This is a genomic window from Cyclobacterium sp. SOCE241 (assembly GCF_056867545.1).
This window is the reverse complement of sequence record NZ_CP149779.1, coordinates 3,733,542-3,760,517: the sequence shown is the minus strand read 5'-3', so window position 1 is coordinate 3,760,517 and position 26,976 is coordinate 3,733,542. Positions and strand designations below refer to the sequence as shown.

The window sequence follows — 26,976 nt, the reverse complement described above, 5'->3', positions numbered from 1 at the left end:
GTATTTGATGAAACAATTTTGTAATAATTGGTTACTTTGTTTTAGGTGAAAGGCGGGTTCCACATCTCCTGCAAAAGATTGCGTCCAAACTATGGTTTTTAGGTTACAGGCATTGCAAGTTTTTAAGTCAGGAAAGTTTTTTATCTCATCTGCATTTCTAGCAGAAACCAATTCAGAAGTAACAATACCGGTGGGCACTGCAATGATAGCATAGCCGATAAGCATGATCAATGAGGCCATAAATTGACCAAAATCTGTCGCAGGAGCAATGTCTCCGTACCCAACAGTTGTTAAAGTAACTATCGCCCAATACATGGATCTGGGAATGGAGGTGAATCCACTTTCAGGGCCTTCAATAATGTACATGACAGAGCCCATCACCAAGACAATGGTCAAGACAGATCCAACGAAAATCTGAATTTTGGCCTTGCTGTGTTTTAATGCGTCCGTTAGCCGAGAAGCTTCTTTTAGGTATTCGGGAAGTTTGAGAATTCTCAAGATTCTCAAAAACCTTAGGGCTCTAATAACCGTAAGGTACTGGGTTTGAAGTAAAAATAAGCTTAGATAGGTTGGCAATATGGCCAGTAAATCTACAATGCCATAAAAACTGAATACATAGCCTGATTTATTGTTGCTTAACCATATCCGCAATATGTACTCAACGGAAAAGATTAGGGTAAAGAACCATTCGAGCCAATACAATAGTGGGCCAAAGTTTTCATGAATTTGTTGAACGGAATCCAATATTACAATTACTACGCTTAGTAGTATCATAACCAATAACACCAGATCAAATGCTTTAGAGGCACGGTCATCAGATTCGTATACAATATGCGCCAGTCGTTTTTTTGAAGGTAAGGAAATCATATCTGGTAAACTTGTTCCCGGTCCATGGACCAATTCGAAATTGGATTGTTTTAAACACTCCCCCTATTTGGCAGAAATAAGCATATGCCCTATTGCCAGTTAAAGCGCTCAATTTACAAATAACCTAATTAAGTAAACAAGATAAAAATTTTCTTGCCGGGGATTCTGTGGAAGCGATTTAAAAGGGAGTGCCTACCTCTTTGTTAAGTTGTCGCAAGAAATAACCAAGAAGAAATTTGTTTAATCAATAATTATGCACCCAAAGATAGTAGGTTGTGAAAAGCTGATTAATGTCATGTATAGGCTGAAAAAGGTAAATTTTTGATCTATTAAGCTTTTTTAAGAATAAGAATGGTTATTTTTGATAAAGATATTTTTACTTTAAACAGATAGCAGTATGGACCTAAAATTATTTAAGCGACTAAGAGAAAATTATGAGAAGTTTATTGCAGGAGCAGAGAAAGCAGTAAATGGGGACAATGCGAAAGACCAAACCAGGTCTGTCTTTTTTGACCGAAAGACTCTTGAAGAGTTATTGGCCAAAACAGATGAAAAGGAGGGTGGAATTAAAATCTACCTAGGGATGTATGACAAAGAAACGGTAAAGGTGAGGGGTGAAAAAGAAGATAGTGAGGATTATATTGGTAAATTGACCCTTATTTTGGAGGCATCTAATGATAACTCCAGTACTACGAATGAATCTTGGATTATGAATGGTGGTAAAATTTGTCCTCCAAACTGTAATTAATAAAAAGACTTTAAAAACAATGATTGCATTGCCATGACCTTTTATGCTTACCTTTCTTGTATAATCGTTGGCCTTTTGTTGTCATTGTTTTTTTCTTTTTAAAAGGAAATATCAATTGAACGAAAAGTCCCATGATTTCATTTTTTTATCATCTCCTATGTTTTAAGTTTTGAATTGTATGCTTTCTTTTTGGTGGAGCATGGAGAGAAGAATGTTTTGGTTTACAATATCTTCTTTGTTTTTGGTGAGACCATATTGATTTTAATTTACCTTGGAACCTTAATTGAAGCCAAAAGGATAAAAAGAAATGTCATTTATTTTCTTGCTTTATTTGTGGTATGGGCTATAATTAATACCTTTTTTATCCAACCTCCAACGCAAATGTTTCAGCAATACACACATTTACTTGGGAGTTTGGGGGTTGTGCTTTTTAGTTGCTATTTGATGTATTCTTTATTTATGGCTGATAAAGCAGGAAATGCTTCTTTGCTTAGTATGCCTCATTTTTGGAACATAGCGGCCATCTTATTTTTCTACTCCGGAAGTTTTATATACTTTGGATCCTTGAATGTCACTTGGGGTTTGGATGAGTATTATCTGACAATATTGGCCTCTGTAAATCGGTTTTTTGCAGCGACTTTATATCTTATTTTTGGGTTTTCTTATTATTCACCATTGATTTTTTCTACGAAAAGTGATTGAAGATAGCTCTCAACAAACCTTTTTTGCCATACTCACGGGTGTGATTCTTATGGTAATTATGGCAGCCTTTATCATTGCCATTGTTATTGTTCATCGCCAAAGGCAAATTAAGAACAGGCATAAAATTCAAATCATTAAGGCTGATTTCAAAAACACCATATTAAATGCAGAAAAAGAGATCAGAGAAAATACCTTACATTATGTAAGCCAGGAATTGCACGACAATATCGGACAGCTTTTGTCATTGACAAAAATAGTATTGAATAATCCTGATCCAGCGGCAGTATTTGAAGGGAAAAAACTTATCAATAAAATAATTAAGGAAGTTAGGAGCTTGTCCCGATCTATAAATAAAGATTACATCAACGATGTGAAATTTGAGGAATTTCTGGAAGAAGAATTAAGCAAGATTCAAAAACAGGTTTTTGTGAAGTCCTATTTGAAAAAGAAGGAGAACCTGTTGATTTTATTGAAGGAGACAAAAAATTAGTGCTTATACGGTTGGTGCAGGAATGTTTAAACAATGCAATGAAGCATGCTTCACCGGCAATGATCGCTATTAAGATAAAGAATCAGGGAGGGAAAATGATATTGCGCATTGAAGATGACGGTGAAGGATTTGATAGGGAACGTGTTTCCCAGGGTTTAGGCCTTAGAAATATAAATTCTAGAGTACAGGCGATTAACGGTAAGGTGCAGATAGATTCGGGGCTAGGGGAAGGCACCCGAATAGAAATAGAATTGGAAAATGATAAATAATACCAGAATTTTATTAGCAGATGATCATAAGTTATTTGCTGCAGGGATAGAAAGATTGCTTTCTAATGAACCGGATTTTATCGTGGAGAAGGTGGTTCACAATGGCAAAGAGGCGATTGCTGCCATTAAAGAAAAAAGGTAGATCTGATCATTACGGACATGAACATGCCCGGGTTGAATGGGTTGGATATTCTTCAATACATAAAAAAGAAAAGATGGAAAGTGAAAACCATTGTACTTTCAATGTATGATGATGAAGAAATTTTTAAAAAATGCATCAAGCAAGGTGTAAACGCTTATGTTTTAAAAAATGCCGACCCTGAAGAGCTGGTTTATACCATTAGAGAAGTGATGGAAGATAGGTATTTGGCCAATTTTGAACATGTTTTGAATCAGGCCGAGGAAGGGGATGAGTTTGAGCAATATGACCATTTTAAAGCCACCTTTAAACTCTCTAAAAGGGAGTTAGAAATTTTAAAGTGGATAGTTAAAGGGAAGACCAATAAAGAGATTGCTGAGGAATTGTACTTAAGTATTCATACAGTGGAAACTCACCGTAAGCATTTGCATCAGAAATTAAATGTTTCTTCAGTTACTGAGCTTGTAAAGAAAGCATTGGATATGGGCTTGTGATCAAAGCCTTGGTAAGCAGTATAAGTAAGGGATGTACGAAAACATCCCTTTTTTTATGATTTGAATTTAGCAATGGGAGTGATTCCTCCTTTGGTTTTTTGGTTGATGTCTACCAGTATTTCAGCGTCCAAGGGAACGAAAACGTCCACTCTGGAGCCAAACTTAATAAAGCCAAACTCAGCCCCTTGGGTCACGGGGTCGCCTTCTTTCACATACCATTTAATTCGTCTTGCCATTGCCCCTGCGATCTGGCGCATCATCAATTGAACCCCACTTGGGTGTTCAATTACCAAAGAAGTACGTTCATTTTCCAAACTGGATTTTGGGTGCCAGGCTACTAAATATTTTCCCGGATGGTATTTGAAGTATTTTAAAATGCCACTAACCGGAGACCTGTTGACATGTACATTTATTGGGGACATAAAAATGGAGATCTGAATTCTTTCCTCTTTGAGATACTCCTCTTCCACGGTATTTTCAATGACCACCACCTTGCCATCTGCAGGAGCATAAACCAACTCATGATTATTTGGGACAGGGATGGCCGGGTTTCTGAAAAACTGCAATACGATCAAGTAGAGTACAATGCTTCCTATTAGAATCAGGTTAATAACCAATTTTTCTACAGGTGCTAAATAATTGATGGCAAAGTTAATCACAGCCAAAACAACTAACATCCAAAATAATAATGATCTACCTTCTTTATGAATGGTCATAATGATTTAGCATTTAATTTTTTACAATTCTAGCTTTCTAAAAAGTTGCCAAGAATAATTGTGCCTCAGCTAATTTTTGAGATTACAATATTAGGACTTTTTAGAGCAAATATTAAAATATTTTTAAAAAGGCTACAATAAAAGGGGTGGAAAGCAATAGTCCGTCAAAGCGATCCATAAAGCCTCCATGACCCGGTAAGCCTCTTCCGGAATCTTTAATCGCGATGCTCCTTTTGAAAAGAGACTCAATCAGATCTCCATAAGTGCCGGCTATAATAATGATGGTCATGATACAGAACCATTGCCACTCCGGCAAAACGGTGAAGTTTTTTGATATGAAATAAGTTACGATAATGGCAGCAAATGCTCCGCCAAGACTTCCTTCCCATGATTTTTTTGGAGACACACGTTCAAATAACTTTGTTTTACCAAATTTGGTTCCGGCAAAATAAGCTCCGGAATCACTTGCCCATAGCATTAATAACGAGCCTATTATGATTTCAAAATGGAATGTATTGTCCACAGAAAATGCAGCTACCGTAAGTAATGAGAAAGGAAGAGCCACATAAATTATTCCTAATATGGTATAGGCAATGCCTGTAAATGGCTTTTTATCTGTTTTTTTATAGAGTTTGATAAAAAATATCATGGACACTAAAGGGAAAACCAGAAAGTAATAGGCCATTGGAATTATTTCCATTTCCTCCAAGAAGGTAAATGTGAATACCAAAAGTCCAATAAATGTGCCAAAGCTTTTTAGCGGTAACATACCATCTAGTCCACAGAGCTTATAAAACTCCATTTGGGTAAATGCTAAGATGATAGCAAAAACTAAAAAGTAAGACCACTCACTAAATACAGTACTGCTAATAATAATAATTGTTCCCAAAATGGCTGTGATTACCCTTTGGCCCAGATTACTGTAATTACTTATACTAAAACGAGATTTCATTTTCAACAATTTTTAATGCCCTTTGGGCTTCTTCCACCAGCACCATCACTTCAATGTTACCGTGGATTTTATAAACCGGGTCTTTCTTATTAACTATGACCGCAGTGATACCATTTTCTTCTAGCACTCCTTTTACTATTTCCGCCCTTATTGGGGTACTCGACTCGAAAATCCTCTGCCATTTACTCATAAATCTGTTTTTTATTTGATTGAATAAACCAATTCCAACACAAGAGAAAGACTACAATGCCTACTATTACATACTCCCAATACAACTGATTCGAATCCTCTATATCAAACTCCATTAGTCCGAGTTTGTTGAAGTAAACCATAGTAACGGTTAAAGTGTTGTTGAGGATATGTGCAATGATGGGATACAATAAAGAGCCCGAATACAAATACAAATACCCAAACAAGGCCCCTAACATTAACCTGGGTAGAAAACCATAAAATTGAAAATGTATGGCTGAGAAAATAAATGCTGTGATCCAAACTCCCCAATGTGCGTTTCCGGTGTATTGATGCATTTTAGGTTGTACAATTCCCCGGAATAAATACTCTTCACCAATACCTGCCAGCACCCCGATGACCAATACGCCTAATAAGAATTCACCGAGACTTTCGAAGTCAGTAAGGTATTTTGTTAACTCCATCAATTGGTCCTCTTTGGCTCTGAATGAGGCTTCAAGTCCACTTAAGGCTTCCGGGAATTCAACATTCATATTGAGGTAAACCAATAGCGAATTGAAGAGAATAAAACCTATAAGCATAGGAATCACAATCCACAACTGTTCCATTTTTTCCGGTTTCAATTGTTTATCAAAGCGCAGGGTTTTTTTGTCTACAAAGCGGATAAATATCCAGCCTCCAACAAAAATCCTAGCCCCCTCCTAAGCCTTGAATAAAAAGAAAAGCCATTCTGGCATTTGGATGATCTAGAGAGGCACCGAGCAAATAAGGCACTTGCTCAAAGGAAATTCCAAATAGAAAAGGTAACAAGCCCAAAGCTGCCGTTTGTAAGATAGCAAGAGCTCCAAATACGATTAGCACCAAAACAGTAAACGAGAGCAACCATGGTTGGCTGTTAGAATGTCCTGGTTGATTTTCATATATTTCCATATTAGGAGTAAATTTACAGTAATTAGTGTGCACCACAAGATACTTTTGTTTTTTGGAAATAAATTAATTTGGATAAAATGAAAGACAATTGTGCCAATGTTGCTGATATTCAGCTAAAAACACTTATTTCTGCAAAAAATTTCAGCTTGTGATTAATATAGGAGATTTAAATTTTGAAAAGGTTCTATTGCCTTTGGCTCCTCTGTTTCTCCCCTTGATGTGTTTTTCTTAAATTACCGATGAACCTTATTTTTATTTGTTTTTATCAACCCATACCAAGAAAAGATAAATACGAATAGCCCAACAATTATATATTGCCATTTCAATGTGTCCACTTCCCCCATACTGAATTCCAATAATCTTAGTTTGTTTAAATATACCAAAGTAACCATCATGACATTGTTCGAGATATGTGCTAACATAGGGTAAAGCAATGATCCGGTATACAGGTATAAATAACCGAATAAAACACCAAGAAACAGTCTTGGGAGGAAACCATAAAATTGAAAATGAATGAGGGAAAAAATAAATGCAGTAATCCATACACCCCAGTGTGCATTCCTCGTGTATTGGTGCATTTTGGGCTGCACTATTCCTCTAAACAAATACTCTTCACCCACCCCTGCCAGCAGCCCTATTACCAAAATGCCTACTAAAAACTCCCCAAAACTATCGAAATCAAGGGTGTAACTTGTCAAATCCATTAATTGATCCTCTTTTGCCTTTAAGGATGCTTCCAATTCACTTAGGAAATCGGGAAAATCAAAATTCATGTTTAGATAGATCAAAATAGCGTTTAATAGTATATATCCTATAAGTATGGGGAAGACAATCCATAGATTGTCCAATAGCTGTGGGGTTAAATGTTTTTCAAATTGTAACGTTTTTTTGTCTACAAAGCGGATGAAAATCCAGCCCCCTACAAAAAAAGCAAAACCTCCTCCAAGGCCTTTAATAAAAAAATAAGCCAACCTGGCATTTGGGTGGTCAAGAGTAGCTCCAAGAAGAAGAGAGACTTGATCTATGGAAATCCCAAAGAGCATTGGTAAAAGAGCCACTGCTACAGATTGCAGAACCGAAAGGGTTCCAAATACGATTAATACCAAAACAGTAAATGAGAGCAACCAAGGTTGGTGGTTTGATTGCCCCGGACGATCTTCATATATCTCCATATTAATAGTAAATTTACAGCTATTAGTATGAGGCACAAGAAGCTTTTGTTTGTTGGGAATAAAAATAATTTGTATAAAAAGAAAGACAATGTTGGCAATGTTATTGATATTCAACTTAAAACACTCATTTTTGCAAAAAATTTCAGCTTGTGATTAAAATAGGAGATTTAAATTTAGGGGACTTTCCATTGCTGTTGGCTCCTATGGAAGATGTAAGTGATCCACCTTTTAGGGCGGTATGTAAAACCAATGGGGCAGATTTAATGTACACCGAATTCATCAGCTCTGAAGGCTTGATTCGTGATGCAGCCAAATCTGTCCAGAAATTGGATGTGTATGATTATGAGCGGCCTATAGGTATTCAGATATTTGGGAATGAAATTTCATCTATGCGTGAGGCAGCAGCCATTGCAGAGGAGGCAGGACCGGATATATTAGACATTAATTATGGGTGCCCGGTAAATAAAGTAGCTTGCAAAGGTGCCGGGGCCGGTATCTTACTGGATATAGACAAAATGGTTGCCATGACGGCCGAAATTGTAAAAGCCGTTAAGATTCCGGTAACAGTCAAAACTCGATTGGGTTGGGATGAAAGTACCATCAAGATCAATGAAGTAACAGAAAGATTACAGGACGTGGGCATTCAAGCCATCAGTATTCATGCGCGCACCAGAAAGCAAATGTATAAGGGAGAAGCGGATTGGTCTTACCTTGGTGAGATTATGAAAAACAACAGGATAAAAATCCCTGTTTTTGGTAATGGAGATATAGATAGTCCTGAAAAGGCCAAAGCCTATAAGGAAAAGTATGGGGTAGATGGTTTGATGATAGGAAGGGCTGCCATAGGTTATCCTTGGATTTTTAATGAGATCAAACATTATATGCAAACCGGAAGCCTGTTGGCTGTTCCAGATATGGAAGAAAGGGTGAAAGTTGCTAAAAAGCACCTTGACTTTTCGGTGGAATGGAAAGGAGAAAAACTTGGGGTATTGGAAATGAGAAGGCACTATACCAACTATTTCAGAGGAATCCCTCATTTCAAACCTTATCGTACCTCTTTGGTAACAACTGATGAATACGCGAAAGTAAATGATATTTTAGAAGAGGTATCTACAGTTTTTGCTGATGAAGTTTTTTAATAAAGCTTTTTAAAATGGCCGTTATTAGGGGGTAAAAATATACTTAAGTGCCGGTAGCTATAGAGATCCAAAACCAAAAAGCCAAGCACTGGGCCATGTTACTATTGCTGGCCTTGATTTGGGGAAGTTCCTTTATTTTGATAAAGAAATCCTTGGAGGTGTATTCTCCGGGAGAGGTAGGTGCTTTTAGAATCCTGTCTGCTGCACTTGTCTTGTTGCCACTGGGAATTTCCAAAGTAAAACATCTTACCCAAAGCCAACTGGGCTACTTGTTTTGCATTGGCTTTTTGGGGAGTTTTATTCCTGCCTTTTTGTTTGCCACTGCACAAACCCAACTCTCCAGTTCTTTGGCCGGAGTGATCAATGCACTTACCCCATTAATGGTGGGGGTGATAGGTGCATTGTTATTTAAAACAAAGATCTCCAAGCAAAATGCCATAGGCTTGATTATTGCTCTTTTTGGTGTTTGTATTTTGGTTTTGGCAGGGAATTCCGGAAGTCCGGATATTTTCAGACAATTTAATCTATACGGTTTGTTAGTGGTATTGGCTGCTGTTTGCTATGGCTTTAATGTTAATATAATTAAGTATAAAATTAAGGAGTTAAAACCAACCTTAATTACCGCTATCTCCTTGATAATGGTCTTGCCTATTGCGGCCATTTATTTATTTGGTTTTACCCAATTTTCTTTTAAGTTGATACATGCTGATGGGGCATGGCAGGCGGCGGGGTATATCGCATTTCTCGGTGCAGTGGGCACTGCAGCTGCCCTCGTTCTCTTTAATTCAATAGTAAAACTGGTTACACCTGTTTTTGCTAGTTCTGTTACTTATATTATTCCATTGGTAGCAATCTTTTGGGGTGTTTTGGATGGAGAATCTTTGTTTCCCCTTCATTATTTGGGCATATTTGCTGTAGTGGTGGGGGTATGGATTGGAAATCGGAAAACAAAACTGTAGCCTAACCAAAAGGAAAGTGTATATTTATTTATAAAGTTAAATTTCTTATTATTTCCATGGTGAAGTAACTATGTTCGATAATTTCTTAAATCTAGACATTGAACCGGCATTAAGAAACAGGATCCTACAGACCATCCTGATAGGGTTCGTGGTGTGGCTGATCAACAAAATTTCCCTGAAATTGATTTACAGAGGAGATGCATTGGAATTGAGAAGGCAATATCATTATCGAAAATTCATTGAATATACCTCTTTCATTATCGGCATATTGATAATCGGAAACCTTTGGATAGGCAATTTTCATTCTGTGACTACCTTTTTGGGATTATTGTCCGCAGGTATTGCGATTGCCTTAAAAGATATCTTTGTCAATATAGCCGGCTGGGCATTTATTTACCTTCGAAAACCTTTTGATGTAGGGGATAGGATTCAGATTGGAGAGGTACAAGGTGATGTGATAGATCTTCGTTTGTTTCAGTTTTCTTTGCTGGAAATTGGCAACTGGGTAGATGCTGACCAAAGCACCGGAAGGGTTATTCATGTACCCAATGGGAAAGTGTTTATGGATGCTCAGGCCAATTACTCCACCGGTTTTAATTATATATGGAATGAACAGAATATCTATATCACCCTTAGGAGCGATTTTAAGAAAACCAAAGAAATACTTCTGGATATTCTTAATACCCACCTTCAGGAGGATTTGAAAAAAGCAGAGAAGGTGTTTCGAAAAGCCAAGCAAGATCATTTGATTGTTTACAAACAATTCACACCAATGATTTTCACCAAAATCACTGAACGAGGTGTGCAGCTCTCTATGCGTTACCTTTGCGATCCAAAGAAACGTAGGATGTTTGAACATGCCATTACAGAAAGCATTCTCGAACGTTTGGGGCCTGAAAATAATATTCGCTTGGCTTATCCCACTTCTACAGTATTGCTGCATCAGGATAAAGTTCATCCTGAAACCAATCCCAACCGTTAACTTTTAATTATATACTGAAATGCTTATAATGGAATTGTCTTGGGCTTTTTAGAGATTAATATTTTAGCCAATTCGTAAGCGATTCCCCCACCAAGAAAATAAAGGCTTCTTCAAAAAAGGGACCTTTAAAGCTAATCCATAAAAATAATGCTATGGTATGAACCATCCAGAAACTTCTGTTTTTTTCTGAAACCCTTTCTGTTATAGCCAATAAAAAAATTGCTCCGGCTCCATACAATAAGGCTATTCCATAAATTGATTGCAGCTCATTTCTAGAAAGCTCTATTGTAATTAAAATAAGCAGATTGAGGATTGTTAACAATTTCCAAAAAGGCTTATCTACCTTACCACCCAAAATATTTCCCAAAATCAATATTCCTAAATGAATACGGATATAAAGGGTATCAAAAATACCATAGTACAGGCTTATTGTTAGAAAAATAAGGGAAATAAGTAATAAGCACAGAAGTGTTTTTCTACCTGTAAAGGGATGATCATCTAAAAATAATCTATTATGGCGATTAATGAAAAGTGGATCATCTGCCATAAAATTAATTTTAAAGGGATTATTTCATTAACATCTCTATAATAGAGAGCCAGTACCAATAACGTCTGGAAAAAAAAATAACCTTTCTTTTGGAAAGATCTGAGGTAAAAAATAACCTATTCATTATATAAATTTTGTCAATTTCAGAATAAAGGAAAAAAATGCTTTATTCAACTAAAAATAATTTTCAAGTAAGTTAGAAATCCTGAATTTATTAAATTGGTTACAGAAAAAAACGTTTGAGTGTAAAAATAGGCCTAAAAGGTCTTTAGTTTAAAAATTGAGCATGAAAAATAATATAGGGTATGTCATTTATTTTAAGATCATTTAATTAAAAGTACTTTTAAATTATCGAGCGATTGGATCGAAAATATAAGTAGCTATTAAGAAAGAAACTACTGAAAGGACAAAACCGAACATAAAGATATTGTAGCATTTCCTAAGTAAAATGTACTTTTTGGAAAGCACGATTCCTAAGTTGTAAATGTCTGTAATCATGCTATCATAAAGGTACGTTCCATCCTTCATCATCTCATGCATTCCTCCCATATAGTCAGGAAAAGACATTTCATGAAAATTGCCAAAATACAGGAGATTGCCTTTTTTATTCCGGATATCTTCTTTGGTGACTATGCCATGGGTAACATTGGGTCGAGTAGCCAAAATGGCAAATACCATGGCAATTAAACAAGTGATGATCAGCATAAGTGTGGGCACCAGGTAATAGGGGAATTCTTCGATTATTTGAATAAAAAGTGCCACAATTATGGAGATAATAATCGAATTGACAGAAATCATGATATTGGCCTTGTTGTCGGCCAAGGCCGAAAGAGCCAAGTGATTTTTTGAGGTAATTCGAAACATGGTCTCTATACCTCTATCTGCTTTATTTTTGGTTTTGTCTTTTTTTTTGCCCTTTGAGTCGGGTTTTGGAGATGCATCTGCTTCTTTAATCTTCATTTCAATGGACGCAAGATTGGCCTCTTTACCGGGCTGAAAATAGATTTGGGCGTATTCAGTATGGTAATGGTGTGCTTGCATGAAAAGCTTACTTTCTCTCAGCCAGTCGATCAAAGAAGTTTTTCCAAACCCAAGGTTGGCTTTTTCTTTTTTAATAGGACTGTATGATCAAAATATTTCTCAGAACTTAAGTGATACAAATCTGCATCGCAAATAATCTCTTCCAGTAAATTCTTAGGCTTTTGAGGCATTCTTGTTGCCAAGATCAGTGATTTGATGCGATCGATTCTTTCCTGCTCAAAGCCCAATTCGGTCAAGTATTCCTGTGCCATTTTGGCCCCTTTTTCTTCATGCCCTTCACCTTTGACTTCCCAATAACCTATGTCATGCATCCAAGCTGCAATGTGCAAATCGTTTTTTTCCTCTTGGCTTAATTTATAGTAATCCCCAATCTCTGCAACTACCTTAACAAGCTGCATTGAATGATCCATATTATGGTAACAAACCTCCGATTTTTGGTGGTTTTTAAACATATCCCTGATCCAGGATTCAAATTTTTCTAGTTGCTTATCCAAGGCTATTTACTAATTTTGAAAAAACTAATTTCAAGGTAATTATTTACAATTGAATAATGATGTATTTTTCACAGATTTTAACCTTTATTACCTTATCTATTTGGCAATGCACGCCCAATGCCCAAAAATCAAATGATGAGCCATTTCCTGCAGCCTATTCTCTTAACGATTTTCAAATGATTGTATTGCAAGATGAAATGGAAGAAATCTCAGGGTTGGAGTGGGTAGGTAAAGGAGGTTTATTGGCTATTGAGGATGAATCCCCTATTGTTTATAGCCTAGATCCTCAGACTGGAAAAATTTTGCAGAAAGAAAAATTTGGCAAGAAAAACAGTGACATTGAAGATATCTCTTGGATAAATGACGTGGCATGGGTACTTCAAAGTGATGGAACTCTTTATGAGGTGACTTCTGTTTTCAATGAGAAATCAGAAAGTACCAAGTATGAATTCCCCATTGATAAAAAAAGAGACATGGAAGCTATGGTAATATCCGAGGATGGTGCCTCCCTTTATGTCTTTTGTAAATCATGCAAGTGGGACGATAGTGTCAATGAAGCCTCTGTTTTTCGTTTCGACCTTTCTTCAAAGAGCTATAAAACGCCTGTTTTTACTACTATAAAAAGAAGTGACATGGAAGCGCTTCTAAAGGCTGATGAATTAAAGGATTTGGAAATTGAGCCGGCTGCGGCAGCATTTCACCCTATTGAAAAGGAATTGTATGTATTGTCTTCAAGTGGAAAATGGCTTATGATCGCCGATGCCAAATTTCAACCAAAGGAAGTTTACAGACTGAATCGTAAAATTTTTAAACAGCCGGAAGGAATTACATTTGACCCTAAAGGAAACATGTACATATCAAATGAAGCCCGAGGAGGGAAGCCTAACATTTTGGTTTTTAGCTACAATCCTTAACACCTTTAAACAATGAACAAGATTATTTGCTTGTTGATTTTATTTCTGCTATCCCCTCACCTGAAAGCGCAGGAAGCTCCTTCTACTTTCAAACTGTATTTGGTTGGAGATGCCGGAGAAGTGGAAAAAGGTACGCATCCTGTTGTGGAAGACATTCGCAATAAATTGAAAGCGGACCCCAATACTCCTGCACACATAATCTATTTGGGAGACAATATTTATCCACGGGGAATGCCTCCAATCGATGATGAAGGAAGGGACGAAAGTGAATATATTCTTAAAACACAACTGGACCTTTATAAATACCTTAATGGCCATATATGGATGATTCCTGGGAACCATGATTGGAAGAGAGGAAAGGCAGATGGGTGGAATAGTATTCTTAGGGCAGAGAAATATGTCTTGAACAATTACCCGGAAGATAAGGTAAGTTGGCTACCAAGCAGTGGCTGCCCCGGTCCGGAAGTCGTGTCCTTAAATGAAGAAACTGTACTCCTTTTGCTTGATAGTCAATGGTGGCTCCATCTGAACGACAAGCCGGGAATGACCTCCGATTGCGATTACAAGTCTGAGGAAGAGATTTTGGAGGCCATTCGCTATGTCCTTGAAGAAAACAAGGACAAAGTAATAGTGGTGGCAATGCATCATCCGCTTAGGTCATATGGTCCACACAATGGGGCCTACACTTGGAAGGACCACCTCTTTCCCCTTACTGCTGTTTCTCCTAATTTATACCTTCCATTGCCTGGGATAGGCTCCATTTACCCGCTTTACAGAACCTGGTTTGGCAATATTCAAGACCTTGTTCACCCTAAGTATGAGGCCATGATTGAGGCCCTAGATGAGCTTTTCAAGAGCCATTCAAACCTGATACAGGTTGCGGGACATGAGCATGGGCTGGCATTGACAAAAGAAGATAAGGTAAATTATATTATCAGTGGCGCAGGTGCCAAGCATACAACCATTAAGAAAAACAACACAGCAGATTTTACCTATCCCAGCCAAGGTTATGCTATAATGGATTTTAAAGAAAACCATGAAGTACACCTGTCCTTCTATGATCCATTAAAAGAAGCATCTATTTATGACACTCAACTGGTTGCCCCTTATGCTACCAATGATTCAGCTTTATCTTTTTTTGAACGAGATTTCCCTAAGCAAGTCACGAGACCGATTTCCACCCAATACCTTCACGGTTCCGGGTACTATAGATTTCTTGGGGAGAACTACAGAAAAACTTGGGCGATCCCTGCTACTTTTGAAACCATAGACTTGGCTACTGAAAAAGGGGGCTTGAGCATTGTGAAAAAAGGAGGAGGGATGCAAACCCGTTCGCTGAGGTTAGAAAGCAAAAGTGGACGAGAGTATGTGCTTAGGTCTGTCAATAAATACCCCGAAAATGCATTGTCGGCACCTTTGCGTGAAACCATAGCCAAGGATGTCATTCAGGATCAAATTTCTTCCTCACATCCCTACGGGGCTTTGGCCGTTGCCAGACTAGCAGATCAGGTAGGAGTAGTGCATACCAATCCAAAAATTGTTTATTTACCTGATGACCCAATATTAGGCATCTATAGGGAGGCCTATGGGGATAACCTTTACCTGTTTGAAGAGCGTGAAATTGCTTGGAAAACTGCACCGGATGATATTAAGTTTTATAGTACCGATAAGATGCTTAGAAAAATTCATGGCGACAATGATGATCAGGTAAAGCAAAAAAAGTATTGAAAGCCAGAATATTTGATTTATGGATAGGCGACTGGGATAGGCACGATGATCAATGGAGATGGATTGGTGAAAAAAGGAAAAAGGTCGGGACTATAGTCCCATGCCTAGAGATAGAGACCAAGCATTTTTTGTTAATGAGGGCCTAATCCCAAAGATAGGCAGTAGAAAATGGTTGATCCCAAAATTCCAAGGCTTCGATTACAATGCGCCTCGAACAGTTGAAGGATTCATGTTTAATGGGAGGTATTTTGACCGCAGCTTCATGAATGAGTTGAATAAAGAAGACTGGGAAAAGACTTTGGATGAGATGATTGCTAAAATGACAGATGAAGCCATCAATGCATCCCTTCAAGACTGGCCTGATTCAGTTGTGGCTATCGATGGTGAGGACATCCTAGGGAAATTACGCAAAAGAAAAACCTGGTTAAAACAGGAGATGATTAAATATTACCACTTCCTAGCAAAAGAAGTTGACGTAGCCGGCACAGATAAAAACGAATTTTTTAAGGTGGACTATTTGTCTGACGGTCGCGTACAGCTTAGCCTAAGGAAAATAGATAAATCAGGAAATCTTGAACAGGAGCTCTACCGGCGAGTTTTTCTTCCAGGTGATACCAAGGAAATCCGTTTATACGGCATGGAGGGAGATGATATTTTTGAATTTACCGGAGAAGGAACGGGGGAAATAAAAATACGAGTAATTCCCGGTGATGGAGAAAAAATAGTACAAGACAAGGGTAAGACCAAAAAGAAAAACACCCTTATTTACCATGATTTTAGTGATAATGATGCCTTTAAATTGGGTGAAAGTACGAGGAAAAAGCCAAATCAGCTGAAATAAGCTACAATAGGACGGAATTTAAATATGACAAACTCATGCCTTTGGCAACTTTTGCCTACAATAGGGATGATGGAATTTACTTAGGTGCAGGGGTGATGTGGGAAAAGCAAGGGTTTAAAAAGATCCTTTTGCCATTCGTCAATCTCTGATGGCAAAATACGCTTTAAAGACCAATGCTTTCAATATTGAATACGAGGGGCATGCGGTGGATGCATTGGGAAATTTGGATTTGGTTTGGGAAGCAGATGTCCGTGCACCACAATATTCATTTAACTATTTTGGTGTAGGGAATGAGTCTGAATACAATCATGAATCTCGTGATATAGCTTATTATAGGGCGAGGTTTAATTGGTATGAACTTAATGCCGGATTGCAGTCCAAGCTTGGAGAAAGTGGAAGTTTGACATTCGGTCCTCAATTCCAAGCTTTTAAATTTAATCAGGATGATAATTCAAATAAATTCATCACTTCTCAGGAAAGTGGTCTGGACCAAAATGATTTGGATCAAACCAAACTTTATACTGGGGTTTCTGCCAAGATAGTTTTTGACACGCGGGATCAGAAGCACATGCCTACTAGAGGCGTGTACTTTGAAGGACAGTCTGAAAGAATGTGGGGAGGTAATGAATATTCCAATAATTTCAGCAAAGTGAATGCAGAACTTGCCATGTATTGGTCTTTCCGATACCCCTCAAGGTTGGTCTGGGCCACAAAATTTGGGGCAGGGAAAAACTGGGGGGATTATGAATTTTTTCAAGCGCAAACCCTCGGAGGAATAAATAACCTCAGGGGATTTAGGAGGTTTAGATTCAATGGTGATGCTGTCGCTTACAACAATACCGAGGTTAGGGTGAGATTGTTTAACCTTAAAACTTATGTTTTTCCTGCTACAGTGGGGCTCTTGGCTTTCAATGATATTGGTAGGGTTTGGGAAAGGAATGAAGATTCTAACAAATGGCACAATGCCACAGGTGCCGGGATTTGGCTGGCACCACTCAATCAATTGGTGGCTACCTTTTCGGTGGGTTTCAATGATGAAGAAACGTTGCCTTTCTTTTCTTTTGGTTATCAATTTTAACCTAGCTAATCAAAGATAGCTTATGGGAGCAGATTTCATGCTTTAATGAAGCAGCTAGTAAAGTTTAATCTTGGTTTATTTGCGCTACACGGTAAAGTCTTACGTACTTCTTTTTCCCTTCAGATGAATTGATCCCACATCGTCAATCTGATAGGCTTCCTTTTTCTCGATAAGGCGATACAGGGGTTCAGAGATTAACAATTGTGCGCTCAGATCATTGCATTTTTCTTGGATACGAGCAGCTGTATTCAAGGTGTCGCCATGGTAAGTAATTTCCTTTTTAATGTCCCCCACTTCAGTAATAATTACCGGTCCAACGTTGGCTCCTGCTTTAAAAAAGGATCTATGCCATATTTTTTTGGTAATAATTAGATTTTTTATTTAAAAGATCCGTGAAAGCGAAAAAGGCTTTGAGAAAATTGTCATTTTTTAAACCTTTTTTTAATGTCCAGCTGACAACAACTTCATCTCCTACGTATTGATAAATGTCTGCCCGATAACGATCCACAATGGAGAAATCCTGAAAACAGTCTTGCAATAACCTACTGTATTCAAGGTGGCCAATCTTTTCAGCAATAGGTGTTGAGTTTTTTAAATCTACAAACATAAAGATTCGTTCCTCTTCACGGGGTTTAAAGAACCTGCCACTCAGCATCTTCCATAAGTTTCCCGGTCCAAGTTTTCGATCTATAGCAATCAGTAATTTGGATAAACTAACTGCCATGATGAGGTGAATGACCCCAAAGACAATTTCTGCCACGTCAAGAGGGATTGCAGGTTCCCCAAAAACGTAAAGTATCGCATGCTCATATAAAAAGTTAATGAATTGTACAATTAAAACAATCATTATTGCCTGGGTAGGAATACCAATTATCAGGGCAATTTTTAAGGAATTGTTGGTCAATAACCTTTTGATAATTAAAATATCAAAAATGCTCGATAAGAGGGCAAGGCCAAAAGAACCAAGAAAAATAATCAACAATGCAAACCTCATCTTCACATGAAAGCTGACAGATGGATGCCCTAGAACTTCTATTCCATACATCTCTGAAAGAATGAGCCTACTGTAAGCAGAGAATGTTGTAAAAATAAAACCTACGATAAAGTAGATTTTGAAATTTCTTACGATTTCTCTAGACAGCATATTGAGCATTGTTTTCGCTTACTAAATCATACATTTTCTCCTGAGCGCTTAAAGTTCCACTACCGCTTACCATTTGACTTTTCCCTGTACCTGTGATTAATCTTCCTTTTACATTGTCATGAAGCTGGGCATTGAGTGATGCCAAAATAAATGATTTGGTTTTTTTGTGGTGAATAGGGAAGGCTACCTCAATGCGTCCTGATAAATTTCTCGTCATCCAATCTGCAGAAGCTAAATAAATCAATGGCTCATTGTTATTGTGGAAATGATACACACGTGTGTGTTCTAAAAACCTATCCACAATACTCACGATTTTGATATTTTTTCTTGTAAGGCAGATAAGGGGTGGTAACAACAAATACCCCTAACAATTAATTCAATTTTAACCCCGTAATCTGCGGCCCTTCGGATTTTATTTATCATCTCCGGATCTTCCAAGCTGTTGAGCTTGATGGTCATCTTGCCTATTTTTCCTTCCTTACTGTAGCCTATTTCATTTTCAATCAATTGTTCAACTGAACTTCTTAAATTAAATGGGGCAACCAATAAACTGTCAAATTTTGGGGTGTGGGTCTTGTCTTTAAGGAAGGCAAATACTTCGTCCACATCCTTTGTGTAAGCAGATTCGCTAGTGATTAAGGCATGGTCTCCATAAATTTCAGCGGTTTTTTCATTGAAATTCCCCGTGCCCATGTATGCATAGGTTTGAATGCTTTCTCCTTCCCTTCTTTTGATTGAGAAAATCTTGGCATGAACTTTTAAATGATCTATGCCATACTTTACATGCGCCCCGGCTTTTATCAGTCGCTCACCCCAGTAGATGTTTGACTTTTCATCAAACCTCGCCTGTGCTTCGTCCAATACAAATACTCTTTTTCCGGATTTAGCGGCTTTTTCCAGCGCCATACAAATTTCCGAACTTTCAGCTACCCTATAAAGGGTGATGTTGATTTCCTCAACTTCCTTGTCCATGGCAGCTTTGTTTAAAAACCCTGTGACATACCTATAATTTTGGTAAGGAAAACTTAAAAAGAGATTTTCTTTTTTGACTTCGGCAAACCAATTGCTCGCTTGATCGAGCCTGGCACATGGAACCTTTTCTCTTTTTTTGTAGAACAGGCTTTCCTCTGACACCGGAAAGCCAAAAAAGTCATAGAAATTATGGTAACGACCTCCGGGGATGAGTCCGGACATGTCCACATCTATTTTTTTCTTAAGAAATCAATGTATTTAAAGGGGATGTTTTCATCAAAAAGTAGTCTTGAAGGAAGGCCGGTTTCTCTATTTTTTATGCTTTTCTTAATCTTTACAACAATGTTTTCTTCCAAATCCTCATCCATATACAATTCCGCATCTCTTGAGATTTTTATAGCAAAGAGTGCTGATTTCTCACCCAAAAACTTTGTTGCATTGCTTCTGAAAATATCATCCAGTTGAACGAATCTTTTTGCCTTGTCGGAAGAGGAGAGATTAATAAACCTTCCAAAGGTTTTATAATCCAACTCAATGAGGTAAAAACGACTCTCGCTAATGGCATAGAGGTAAACCGTTTGGTTTTTAAGCTTAAAGTTGCTATCCTCAGTAATGTCCTTTAGGGTGAAATTGTTTTTAAGTTTTTCATCATAAAACCGGCCCATTAAGTTTCTGTCTGCCTCAGAGAAATCTTGGGTTAACAGGTGAATCCCTTTTTGAGATAAACCCGGTAGGATTTCCGAGTAGAAAACCTTTCCTAGACGTTCCTGCTGTAAACTGACAATCTTATTAATTTGCTGAAGCACAAAGGAGGGTCGGTAACCATATTTATTCTTCTTATCCCCCTTGTATTTTTGGGCAAAACGATGATTCGCTACCCTGACCCGATAAAATTCCTCAAGATTGGAGGAATAAATGGCAAGGAATTTCAACCTTTCCATCAGCGGCGTCTGTGCATTTTCCGCCTCTTGGAGAATTCGCTCGTTAAATGACAACCAATTTATATCCCTGTCAGTGTAGTTCATGGTTTAATAAATTTGCTTACAATATAATGACTTTACAAACACTATTTGATTTAGCTTCCCATTTCTTATTGGACAAGGAATGGGATAGTCATTTTTACTTTGAGAGGGATTCAAGCTAGTTAATACTATGGGAGCTAAATTCTCAAACCTTTCGAAAAGCAAGCGAGGTGAAGTTGATAATGATTGACTAGTTTGATGAATAAACGCTGAAACTAAAATAAAAAGACGTGGAAATGGGGCAATGCAAAAATCCCTGTTCCTGCCTAGACTACAGCAGCAACAGGGATTTTTTATTAGGATAATTTAAATGGCCTAGAAATTTCTACAGCCTTTTTAGTTCTTTTAGTCTTTGGCTAGTATTGCCTTTTTATTAACAATATCCTTTACAATGGCTTTGGCATGGGAGATGGTGTTTTCTATAAAAAACTCTCTTGTATTCAATCCCCCACAAACTACTCCTGCCAAATAAAGCCCGGGAACATTCGACTCCTGGCTAATATCGTCAAAACAGGGCTGTCTTTTTTCATCCAAGCTTAATTGGACGCCCAATTGATCAAGCAATTCAAAATTGGGTTTGTAACCCGTCATGGCTAGAACAAAGTCATTTTCAATAGTGACTTCCCCTTCCGGCGTATTGAGAACTACTTCTTTTTCTCTAATTTCTTTGATACTTGAATTGTAGTAACCTTTAATCGATCCTTCTTTGATTCTATTTTCAATATCAGGCAAAACCCAGTACTTTACCGTTTGGTCAATTTCAGGTTTCATCACCACCATGCTTACTTCAGCCCCTTTTCTCCAAGTTTCCAAGGCCACATCCACTGCAGAGTTTCCTCCGCCTACCACGATAATTTTTTGTCCGATATAAGGCCAGGGTTCTTTGTAATAATGCGAAACTTTTGACAAATCCTCACCAGGAACATTCATGGTATTAGGCAGGTCATAAAATCCGGTGGCGAGAACCAATTTCTCGGTTTCGTAATCTCCCTTAGAGGTATGCACCACAAAGCCACCTTTTTTTCTCTAAGGTGTTTACTTTTTCGTATAAATTGATGTTGAGTTGGTAATGTTTGACTATTCTGCGGTAATATTCCAGTGCCTCCGGTCTAGTCGGTTTATTGGAAATCGACATAAAAGGAATATCTGCCATTTCCAATTTCTCAGAAGTAGAGAAAAAGGTCATGTTTACTGGATAATTAAAAATAGAATTTGTCAGCACCCCTTTTTCTATAATCAGATAGTCAAGGCCTTTCTTTTTGCTTCTATACCACATGCCAAACCTATAGGCCCGGCACCTATTATCAATAATTCCAACTTTTTCATAAATAATTAAACACGATTGGTGGATTTGAGTTCCTTGAAACCCCAAATATGCAAGTGAAATTACCCAACCTATTTGCAAAATGGCTAAAATCACAAGGGATTGAGTCTAATGGGTAGTTAGGTAAAATGTTTTTTGGCTACATCGTGAGGTTTGGTCCGTATGTTTTTGGATGGTAGTGGTCTATTCATTTGGATTACCTTATTTATTTTCAATGCTGTAATCATTGTTTAAATTGTTGATGTGATGTATAAAACGGGTTATATTATCAAGCCCCCATTGGTTACTTGTTGCAATAATTGAATCTGATAATTTGATAAGTTCATCTGATTTTAAATAATGTCTTTTGTGCCCTGTTCGGTCATAAATTTCCTGAGCTTTTTCTTTGGTGTCAAATACCCCATTGCTTCCTTGTAAACTTTGTGGGAATACTTTTTCTAATTCTGCAAATGAGATTGTTGGGTTTTCTTCTACATAAGTTCTGACTACTTTATTTACCAGTCTTGCTTTGTTGTAAATCTCTTCCTTGAATTCAAATTTTGAAAAATCCCTACTTGTATAATTGTACTTAAAAAATGTGTCCGTAATTACAAATATTTCGTTATTGGCGCTTCTGAATCTTCTTAAAATCATTCCTGCAATTGGGATTCCCTCTTTAGTGGTATAGCCATCCTGTAATTTTCGTTGCAATTCAGGAGATATAGATGATCCTACTAAAACCCCAACCCAATTTGGAGAATTTTCAACTTCACTCCAAAACTCCGGATATTTTGTCAAGATCTGATGGCGTTCATCTAAATAATCTTCCAATTGATTCAATGAAAATTCATTGATCTCATTTATTTTCAATTCAATTAAAGCAAGATAGTCTAGTCCGTATTTTGCTAGAATGTCAATTCTTCCGTCTCTATTTGATGTTTTCCGTCCCCCTCTTAAAGCAATTTCTGCGTCTAATACTGTAACCTCAGCAAAGTTTTCTGTATCCAATTTTAGAATATCTTCATTTTCCATTAGGTAAGCTTCCATCGCAAGTTCTTTAAGGAATGGATAATCTTTTAACGCAATATTATTTGCTGTTATCTGTCGAAATATTTCCATTAATCTAGTAGTTGTTTTTATCGAATGTCTATCATCATCTATTACAGTCGGTACGGCCCTTCAAATCGCTCAAATTGACCTCTTTTCATTGGCTTTTGAAAAGATCTTATAGCTGATTAAGCTTAATGACTGTTTGGCTACAAAAATTTTAAATCAGTTTTCCGGTGGGGCTAATTCTGCAAGAAGCTGGGCAAATAAGCCCATTCCCCAATTGCATATTGAACCTTTTGTTTTTCTTTGAAATTCTATACCACCTTTATTTTCTTCCGCTACACCATCAAGGTATCCGTCGGGGGTAAGTCTTTCCTCAACCCCTTGTAAAGCCAACAATGCTGCTTCTTTGGCATTATTTTCTAACCAACCTCTACGGACTCCAATTGCCATTGCTGTAGCTATACCGCATGTCCCGGATGTTTCAGGTGCAGTAAGAGAATCTCCGGCAAAGACTGTCCACAAACCATCTACTCCTTGAATTGAAATTAAATAATCAGTTGCTCGTCGTAACTCTTCAATTAAATCTTTTGGAGGGTTAGGTAAGACATCCAATGTTTTGGCAAGCCCCAATACATACCAAGTTAAGCCTCTCGACCACAAGCGGAAGGTCCTTTTCTGTGTGTGAATGTTGTATCTCAACCAAATTGCACCTTCTTCGTCAATTAGGTTATCGCGGCGAAAGCGTAACTGCCTGATAGCTTCATCTGCCAATTCAGGTTTGTTTAATTGCTGAGCAATTACTGCTAAAGGCCAAGCGACCGTGTAATTCCCTTCGGCAACAATTGTATTACCATTTTTTATGATTCCAGCAGAATCTGTTTTACTTTTCCAATAATTGACAACATGCCCTACTTCAGGATGATTAGGCTTCCATAGAGCCAGCTGTGCCAGACAGGAGGTAAATTCAATCCCTATTTTTTCGTAGTTGTGATTAATACTATCCTTTAAAGGAAAAATGAGTGACATGTGCTCTTCCAGACCATTTTTATACCTTGACCCATCCGTTGCATTTTCCGACAGTTTAGCGATTCCATCTATTACACATCCCTCTTGCCAACCGTACTCCGTTAAACTGGCAAGAGAGGCCATTCTATTAAGAAATTCTTCTCGAGGCGATGCTTTGCCCGGAATTAGTATATGCGGTAAAAAGTTATCTAATCCCAGTGCTGTATGGGTAAAAACGCCAACAGGTCCTCCATTTCCTTTCAATTGAACTTTCAATCCGTTTTCCAAAACATCAGCAAGATATTTTTCTTGAATTTTACATTGTACGAGTTGAAAGGGTTTGCCAAGGGATAAATCCAATGAATCAATTAATTCATTTCCTTCAGTAAACAATAAAAATTTTTGGTAACTATTTAAATCAGAATCAAGAGTAAGCCTGAAATAAGCCCCGTCAGTAAATATTTCATTGGATAACCCATCCCATTTTAAAATTAATTCACTTTGCGAAGAGTCGGGATACAATATTGCAGATTCAAATTCCAGTTTTACGCCGCCTGTTTCTTCACGCTTTAAACGCGTAAAATTTCCCATGATTTTAGGAACGGAATAAGTGGCTTCCTCACTTTCCTTATTTATTTGTGTTTTAGTATTCTGCTTGCAGCCCCATCCAACAACCATCAAAATGATCATTACTATTACCTTTTGAAATCTCACTCTATTTGATTTTTCCATATTTATTTTTGGCTCTTTTACTTCATTGAAAATATTTAATCATCACTAATGGTAAATTGTATGAATAGTGGCAGTTTACTGTCAAACTGAAAGGATGTATGAGAGAGATACAAACCTTAATAATAATTGGCACCTTGCCTGTAATTGCTTAAACAAAATGTTGGAATTCGTTTTTAATGATCAATTTCAACTAATTTTTCAATTTTTTGCCCTTAGCTTTAATCCTATCAATTCGGCCAAGAAAAATATTGTCAACCTCAATCGTAAATGAATTTGGATGAATACACAATATTGATATGAAAATCTCTTGTTGTTGTTAGAAAGAATCAAGGTAAGCGACATTTTTAATAATGCTATATTCACTGGGTTCAATTTATAGCCGAGAAGTAGTTTGATTTTTTTATAGCAAGCAGAGAATGGTATAAAAGTAAATAAGAGCAAGCAACTCTTTAAAGTAGAGGAATTAATTGTCATTTTTGAATTATTTAACTGGTTAATCCGGCATGTCTTGCTTGTAATAACTAAAACTATTAGAACTTTTGCAACAATAAAAATAGTTTTCAATTAAGATTTTGTATTTACATGGGATAAAATAGATTTCCATTGGTCTCCATCGAAGGTTTGTGTTTTTATTGCAATAAAATTTTAGTCTAAGGAAATTTATTGTTCTTAGGATGAAATAGGATCCCCGCCAAATTATCTGAATTTTATGAATTTCACTCCTAAACTTTTAACCCTTCTTATGTGATCTCTTAAATAATTGGTCAAATTATCAAGGGTATTAAAAATACAAGAGATGAAATTATTATACTAGGCATTGGAGAGAAGGCAAGATTTTGTAAAAAAATTAGCATTCCCATACGGTTTTCATTCAATTTAATAGTCACAAGAAAGCCCATAGTCAGATGAAAATCTTTCTAGGGTATCGTCTGGTGGATTTCTGTTTTCTATACTCTAAACTGTTCTAGGACTTAGTCCTGAAATTTAAACAAGACTTCCATGGGAGTATCCTTTTCCCTTTTCAAGTGTTTTACTTTTGCTGCCACGAAGTGCTTTCATTGTGATTAAAATGCCTCCTGAGAATGCTCAGAAAATCAAAATGCTTAATCAGGATTCAAATTTCCATTTTTGCCTACTTATTTAGAAAACAGGTAAACTGGTTATGGAGGAATAGTTTGAATTTTGCACTATGAATAAAATATCAAACTTCGGGGTTTTCACTCTACTATTTATTAGCAGCTTAACAATAATGGTGGGAACAGTAATTGCGCCATCACTTTCAGGAATTGTAAAACAGTTAGATTTTGGCTTTTCGCCTAGTTGGTTAATTACGCTTCCTTCATTGGGTGTTGTGGTGTTCGCTCCAATAATAGGCCGTTTAATAAATAAGTTAGGATCACTTAAATTATTAATTTTAGGCTTAATCCCTTATGCCATATTAGGTGTTATAGGGGCATTTATTTCCAATGATTATTTGTTAATCTTAGATAGGTTTTTGCTGGGTGCAGCCACAGTTGCCATTCAAGTATCTGTGACCCTATATATTGCAGCATTTTTTACAGGTGAAGAAAGAATGAAAATGATTGCTTGGCAAGGAATGGCTATTGAATTGGGTGGCGTTATTTTTCTTGCAATTGGCGGTATTTTAGGTCAAATGCATTGGCAATTTCCTTTTTACATTTACCTTTTAGCCTTGGTTTGTTTAATGTTCGTTTTAAAAGCATTACCAAAACCTGATGCTAAAAGAAAAGAAAAAGGAGTTTTTTCGAAAAACAAAAACGAAAGTAAATTCAAGGTTCAACTGATTTTTTATGCTTCCTTATTTGCTATGATGTTGTTCTTTGTAGGTTTTGTTAGTTTGCCCTTATATCTGCCAGAAACCTTTGGTTTTAGCGAATCTCAAACAGGTTATTTAATGGCTTTTATTTCTGTTATAGCTATTATAACCGCAAGTCAAATGCCTAAGGTAGTTAAATATACAGGCGATGTTAAAACGGTGGTTTTTGGTTTTCTGTTTTTTATGTTAGGCTATATGGTTTTAGCAATTGCCGGGAATGTACCAGTTTTAGTGTTAGCAGTAATCTGTATAGGAGTAGGCTTTGGATTTACTATTCCATTGTTAAACCATATGATGATTGAAGCCAGCTCATTACAAAACCAAGGAAAAAATTTGGGACTGTATTCTATGGGGGTTTTTGGAGGACAGTTTTTATCTACTTTTATTGAATACATTTCCAATAATTACATGGTTGTGTATAGTGTTTCTGCTGTTATGGCATTTGTGATTGGTAGCGTCATTTTGTGGTTGTTTCAAAGGTTAGTTAAAAATTAAATTTGAACAATTTCTTTTTACA

Annotated in this window: 30 protein-coding genes and 2 pseudogenes; 14 read left to right on the top strand and 18 right to left on the bottom strand. The window is 37.1% G+C overall.

Annotated features, from left to right (window positions below; translation table 11 throughout):
* Window positions 1–31: 31 nt before the first annotated feature.
* A pseudogene (locus WG932_RS18775) lies at window positions 32–867 on the bottom strand (ion transporter).
* A 397-nt stretch (window positions 868–1,264) separates the two neighbouring features.
* Between WG932_RS18775 and WG932_RS18770 the strand changes: the two are divergent.
* From WG932_RS18770 to WG932_RS18745, 6 genes are all read left to right on the top strand, one after another.
* On the top strand, window positions 1,265–1,615 hold the full coding sequence (locus WG932_RS18770) for a hypothetical protein (RefSeq protein ID WP_014019495.1): 351 nt from the start codon (window positions 1,265–1,267) through the stop codon (window positions 1,613–1,615).
* Between the two features lie 174 nt (window positions 1,616–1,789).
* Window positions 1,790–2,317, top strand: coding sequence for a hypothetical protein (locus WG932_RS18765; RefSeq protein ID WP_483084998.1), 528 nt, complete (start codon window positions 1,790–1,792; stop codon window positions 2,315–2,317).
* The gene (locus WG932_RS18760) at window positions 2,310–2,807 is read left to right on the top strand and encodes a sensor histidine kinase (protein ID WP_483084997.1); all 498 of its coding nucleotides are present in this window, start codon (window positions 2,310–2,312) and stop codon (window positions 2,805–2,807) included. The genes WG932_RS18765 and WG932_RS18760 overlap by 8 nt, the downstream gene beginning before the upstream one ends.
* A 38-nt stretch (window positions 2,808–2,845) precedes the next feature.
* Window positions 2,846–3,076 (top strand): sensor histidine kinase, encoded by a 231-nt coding sequence (locus WG932_RS18755; protein WP_483084996.1) that lies wholly within the window; start codon window positions 2,846–2,848, stop codon window positions 3,074–3,076.
* Window positions 3,066–3,218, top strand: a complete 153-nt coding sequence (locus WG932_RS18750) for a helix-turn-helix domain-containing protein (protein WP_483084995.1) — start codon at window positions 3,066–3,068, stop codon at window positions 3,216–3,218. Before WG932_RS18755 ends, WG932_RS18750 begins: the two co-directional genes overlap by 11 nt.
* A 32-nt stretch (window positions 3,219–3,250) precedes the next feature.
* Complete coding sequence (locus tag WG932_RS18745; RefSeq protein ID WP_483084994.1) at window positions 3,251–3,709, top strand: LuxR C-terminal-related transcriptional regulator; 459 nt, start codon at window positions 3,251–3,253, stop codon at window positions 3,707–3,709.
* Between the two features lie 53 nt (window positions 3,710–3,762).
* Here WG932_RS18745 and WG932_RS18740 read toward each other — a convergent pair whose 3' ends face one another.
* The 6 genes from WG932_RS18740 to WG932_RS18715 form a co-directional block, all read right to left on the bottom strand.
* Entirely contained in the window at window positions 3,763–4,425 is a 663-nt protein-coding gene (locus WG932_RS18740) for a phosphatidylserine decarboxylase family protein (RefSeq protein ID WP_483084993.1), read from the bottom strand.
* Between the two features lie 112 nt (window positions 4,426–4,537).
* The gene (locus WG932_RS18735; protein WP_014019490.1) at window positions 4,538–5,377 is read right to left on the bottom strand and encodes a phosphatidate cytidylyltransferase; all 840 of its coding nucleotides are present in this window, start codon (window positions 5,375–5,377) and stop codon (window positions 4,538–4,540) included.
* Window positions 5,361–5,567: a putative signal transducing protein gene (locus tag WG932_RS18730; protein WP_014019489.1), complete on the bottom strand. Its 207-nt coding sequence runs from the start codon at window positions 5,565–5,567 to the stop codon at window positions 5,361–5,363. Before WG932_RS18730 ends, WG932_RS18735 begins: the two co-directional genes overlap by 17 nt.
* A complete protein-coding gene (locus WG932_RS18725) occupies window positions 5,560–6,174 on the bottom strand; it encodes a CPBP family intramembrane glutamic endopeptidase (protein ID WP_483084992.1) in 615 nt (204 codons plus the stop codon). The genes WG932_RS18730 and WG932_RS18725 overlap by 8 nt, the downstream gene beginning before the upstream one ends.
* Before the next feature lie 82 nt (window positions 6,175–6,256).
* Window positions 6,257–6,496 (bottom strand): hypothetical protein, encoded by a 240-nt coding sequence (locus WG932_RS18720; protein WP_483084991.1) that lies wholly within the window; start codon window positions 6,494–6,496, stop codon window positions 6,257–6,259.
* A 233-nt stretch (window positions 6,497–6,729) separates the two neighbouring features.
* On the bottom strand, window positions 6,730–7,668 hold the full coding sequence (locus WG932_RS18715; RefSeq protein ID WP_483084990.1) for a CPBP family intramembrane glutamic endopeptidase: 939 nt from the start codon (window positions 7,666–7,668) through the stop codon (window positions 6,730–6,732).
* A 149-nt stretch (window positions 7,669–7,817) separates the two neighbouring features.
* Here WG932_RS18715 and dusB point away from each other — a divergent pair, with 149 nt between their 5' ends.
* From dusB to WG932_RS18700, 3 genes are all read left to right on the top strand, one after another.
* Window positions 7,818–8,807: a tRNA dihydrouridine synthase DusB gene (gene dusB / locus WG932_RS18710; protein ID WP_014019485.1), complete on the top strand. Its 990-nt coding sequence runs from the start codon at window positions 7,818–7,820 to the stop codon at window positions 8,805–8,807.
* A 95-nt stretch (window positions 8,808–8,902) separates the two neighbouring features.
* Window positions 8,903–9,766 (top strand): DMT family transporter, encoded by an 864-nt coding sequence (locus WG932_RS18705; protein WP_483088682.1) that lies wholly within the window; start codon window positions 8,903–8,905, stop codon window positions 9,764–9,766.
* Window positions 9,767–9,836: 70 nt separating this feature from the next.
* Complete coding sequence (locus WG932_RS18700) at window positions 9,837–10,748, top strand: mechanosensitive ion channel family protein (protein ID WP_014019483.1); 912 nt, start codon at window positions 9,837–9,839, stop codon at window positions 10,746–10,748.
* 55 nt (window positions 10,749–10,803) lie between these two features.
* Here the strand turns inward: WG932_RS18700 and WG932_RS18695 are convergent, their stop codons facing one another.
* The 3 genes from WG932_RS18695 to WG932_RS18685 form a co-directional block, all read right to left on the bottom strand.
* Entirely contained in the window at window positions 10,804–11,295 is a 492-nt protein-coding gene (locus WG932_RS18695) for a hypothetical protein (protein WP_483084989.1), read from the bottom strand.
* A gap of 348 nt (window positions 11,296–11,643) precedes the next feature.
* Complete coding sequence (locus tag WG932_RS18690) at window positions 11,644–12,369, bottom strand: Pycsar system effector family protein (RefSeq protein WP_483084988.1); 726 nt, start codon at window positions 12,367–12,369, stop codon at window positions 11,644–11,646.
* Window positions 12,366–12,830, bottom strand: a complete 465-nt coding sequence (locus WG932_RS18685) for an HD domain-containing protein (RefSeq protein WP_483084987.1) — start codon at window positions 12,828–12,830, stop codon at window positions 12,366–12,368. Before WG932_RS18685 ends, WG932_RS18690 begins: the two co-directional genes overlap by 4 nt.
* Window positions 12,831–12,886: 56 nt before the next feature.
* Between WG932_RS18685 and WG932_RS18680 the strand changes: the two genes are divergently transcribed.
* The 4 genes from WG932_RS18680 (at window position 12,887) to WG932_RS18665 (ending at window position 17,391) form a co-directional block, all read left to right on the top strand.
* Window positions 12,887–13,744, top strand: a complete 858-nt coding sequence (locus WG932_RS18680; protein ID WP_483084986.1) for an SdiA-regulated domain-containing protein — start codon at window positions 12,887–12,889, stop codon at window positions 13,742–13,744.
* A 12-nt stretch (window positions 13,745–13,756) separates the two neighbouring features.
* A complete protein-coding gene (locus WG932_RS18675) occupies window positions 13,757–15,472 on the top strand; it encodes a metallophosphoesterase (RefSeq protein ID WP_483084985.1) in 1,716 nt (571 codons plus the stop codon).
* Between the two features lie 100 nt (window positions 15,473–15,572).
* Entirely contained in the window at window positions 15,573–16,313 is a 741-nt protein-coding gene (locus WG932_RS18670; RefSeq protein ID WP_483084984.1) for a hypothetical protein, read from the top strand.
* Window positions 16,314–16,461: 148 nt separating this feature from the next.
* Window positions 16,462–17,391, top strand: coding sequence for a BamA/TamA family outer membrane protein (locus WG932_RS18665; RefSeq protein WP_483084983.1), 930 nt, complete (start codon window positions 16,462–16,464; stop codon window positions 17,389–17,391).
* Window positions 17,392–17,490: 99 nt separating this feature from the next.
* Here the strand turns inward: WG932_RS18665 and WG932_RS18660 are convergent, their stop codons facing one another.
* The 8 genes and pseudogenes from WG932_RS18660 to WG932_RS18625 all read right to left on the bottom strand — a co-directional run bounded on the left by WG932_RS18660 (window position 17,491) and on the right by WG932_RS18625 (window position 24,622).
* On the bottom strand, window positions 17,491–17,745 hold the full coding sequence (locus WG932_RS18660; RefSeq protein WP_483088681.1) for an adenylate/guanylate cyclase domain-containing protein: 255 nt from the start codon (window positions 17,743–17,745) through the stop codon (window positions 17,491–17,493).
* Complete coding sequence (locus tag WG932_RS18655) at window positions 17,735–18,535, bottom strand: adenylate/guanylate cyclase domain-containing protein (protein ID WP_483084982.1); 801 nt, start codon at window positions 18,533–18,535, stop codon at window positions 17,735–17,737. Before WG932_RS18655 ends, WG932_RS18660 begins: the two co-directional genes overlap by 11 nt.
* Complete coding sequence (locus WG932_RS18650; RefSeq protein WP_483084981.1) at window positions 18,525–18,845, bottom strand: hypothetical protein; 321 nt, start codon at window positions 18,843–18,845, stop codon at window positions 18,525–18,527. Before WG932_RS18650 ends, WG932_RS18655 begins: the two co-directional genes overlap by 11 nt.
* Entirely contained in the window at window positions 18,842–19,729 is an 888-nt protein-coding gene (locus WG932_RS18645; RefSeq protein WP_483084980.1) for a phospholipase D-like domain-containing protein, read from the bottom strand. Before WG932_RS18645 ends, WG932_RS18650 begins: the two co-directional genes overlap by 4 nt.
* Window positions 19,730–19,737: 8 nt before the next feature.
* The gene (locus WG932_RS18640; RefSeq protein ID WP_483084979.1) at window positions 19,738–20,532 is read right to left on the bottom strand and encodes a polyphosphate kinase; all 795 of its coding nucleotides are present in this window, start codon (window positions 20,530–20,532) and stop codon (window positions 19,738–19,740) included.
* A gap of 342 nt (window positions 20,533–20,874) precedes the next feature.
* Window positions 20,875–21,855: pseudogene (locus tag WG932_RS18635) on the bottom strand (YpdA family putative bacillithiol disulfide reductase).
* Between the two features lie 199 nt (window positions 21,856–22,054).
* Window positions 22,055–22,951, bottom strand: coding sequence for a hypothetical protein (locus tag WG932_RS18630; RefSeq protein ID WP_149394940.1), 897 nt, complete (start codon window positions 22,949–22,951; stop codon window positions 22,055–22,057).
* Between the two features lie 153 nt (window positions 22,952–23,104).
* On the bottom strand, window positions 23,105–24,622 hold the full coding sequence (locus WG932_RS18625) for a glycoside hydrolase family 88 protein (RefSeq protein WP_483084978.1): 1,518 nt from the start codon (window positions 24,620–24,622) through the stop codon (window positions 23,105–23,107).
* A gap of 1,189 nt (window positions 24,623–25,811) precedes the next feature.
* Here WG932_RS18625 and WG932_RS18620 point away from each other — a divergent pair.
* Window positions 25,812–26,954: an MFS transporter gene (locus WG932_RS18620; RefSeq protein WP_483084977.1), complete on the top strand. Its 1,143-nt coding sequence runs from the start codon at window positions 25,812–25,814 to the stop codon at window positions 26,952–26,954.
* Window positions 26,955–26,976: the final 22 nt, after the last annotated feature.

Coding starts and splice junctions, on each gene's coding strand:
- WG932_RS18720 (WP_483084991.1), bottom strand. CDS start 6,496: ATGGAAATATATGAAAATCAACCAGGACATTCTAACAGCCAACCATGG.
- WG932_RS18705 (WP_483088682.1), top strand. CDS start 8,903: ATGTTACTATTGCTGGCCTTGATTTGGGGAAGTTCCTTTATTTTGATA.
- WG932_RS18670 (WP_483084984.1), top strand. CDS start 15,573: ATGCCTAGAGATAGAGACCAAGCATTTTTTGTTAATGAGGGCCTAATC.
- WG932_RS18740 (WP_483084993.1), bottom strand. CDS start 4,425: ATGACCATTCATAAAGAAGGTAGATCATTATTATTTTGGATGTTAGTT.
- WG932_RS18655 (WP_483084982.1), bottom strand. CDS start 18,535: ATGCTGTCTAGAGAAATCGTAAGAAATTTCAAAATCTACTTTATCGTA.
- WG932_RS18665 (WP_483084983.1), top strand. CDS start 16,462: ATGGCAAAATACGCTTTAAAGACCAATGCTTTCAATATTGAATACGAG.
- WG932_RS18770 (WP_014019495.1), top strand. CDS start 1,265: ATGGACCTAAAATTATTTAAGCGACTAAGAGAAAATTATGAGAAGTTT.
- WG932_RS18730 (WP_014019489.1), bottom strand. CDS start 5,567: ATGAGTAAATGGCAGAGGATTTTCGAGTCGAGTACCCCAATAAGGGCG.
- WG932_RS18625 (WP_483084978.1), bottom strand. CDS start 24,622: ATGGAAAAATCAAATAGAGTGAGATTTCAAAAGGTAATAGTAATGATC.
- WG932_RS18695 (WP_483084989.1), bottom strand. CDS start 11,295: ATGGCAGATGATCCACTTTTCATTAATCGCCATAATAGATTATTTTTA.
- WG932_RS18750 (WP_483084995.1), top strand. CDS start 3,066: ATGATAAATAATACCAGAATTTTATTAGCAGATGATCATAAGTTATTT.
- WG932_RS18640 (WP_483084979.1), bottom strand. CDS start 20,532: ATGAACTACACTGACAGGGATATAAATTGGTTGTCATTTAACGAGCGA.
- WG932_RS18645 (WP_483084980.1), bottom strand. CDS start 19,729: ATGTCCGGACTCATCCCCGGAGGTCGTTACCATAATTTCTATGACTTT.
- WG932_RS18620 (WP_483084977.1), top strand. CDS start 25,812: ATGAATAAAATATCAAACTTCGGGGTTTTCACTCTACTATTTATTAGC.
- WG932_RS18725 (WP_483084992.1), bottom strand. CDS start 6,174: ATGGAACAGTTGTGGATTGTGATTCCTATGCTTATAGGTTTTATTCTC.
- WG932_RS18735 (WP_014019490.1), bottom strand. CDS start 5,377: ATGAAATCTCGTTTTAGTATAAGTAATTACAGTAATCTGGGCCAAAGG.
- WG932_RS18675 (WP_483084985.1), top strand. CDS start 13,757: ATGAACAAGATTATTTGCTTGTTGATTTTATTTCTGCTATCCCCTCAC.
- WG932_RS18680 (WP_483084986.1), top strand. CDS start 12,887: ATGATGTATTTTTCACAGATTTTAACCTTTATTACCTTATCTATTTGG.
- WG932_RS18700 (WP_014019483.1), top strand. CDS start 9,837: ATGTTCGATAATTTCTTAAATCTAGACATTGAACCGGCATTAAGAAAC.
- WG932_RS18755 (WP_483084996.1), top strand. CDS start 2,846: ATGAAGCATGCTTCACCGGCAATGATCGCTATTAAGATAAAGAATCAG.
- WG932_RS18715 (WP_483084990.1), bottom strand. CDS start 7,668: ATGGAGATATATGAAGATCGTCCGGGGCAATCAAACCACCAACCTTGG.
- WG932_RS18630 (WP_149394940.1), bottom strand. CDS start 22,951: ATGGAAATATTTCGACAGATAACAGCAAATAATATTGCGTTAAAAGAT.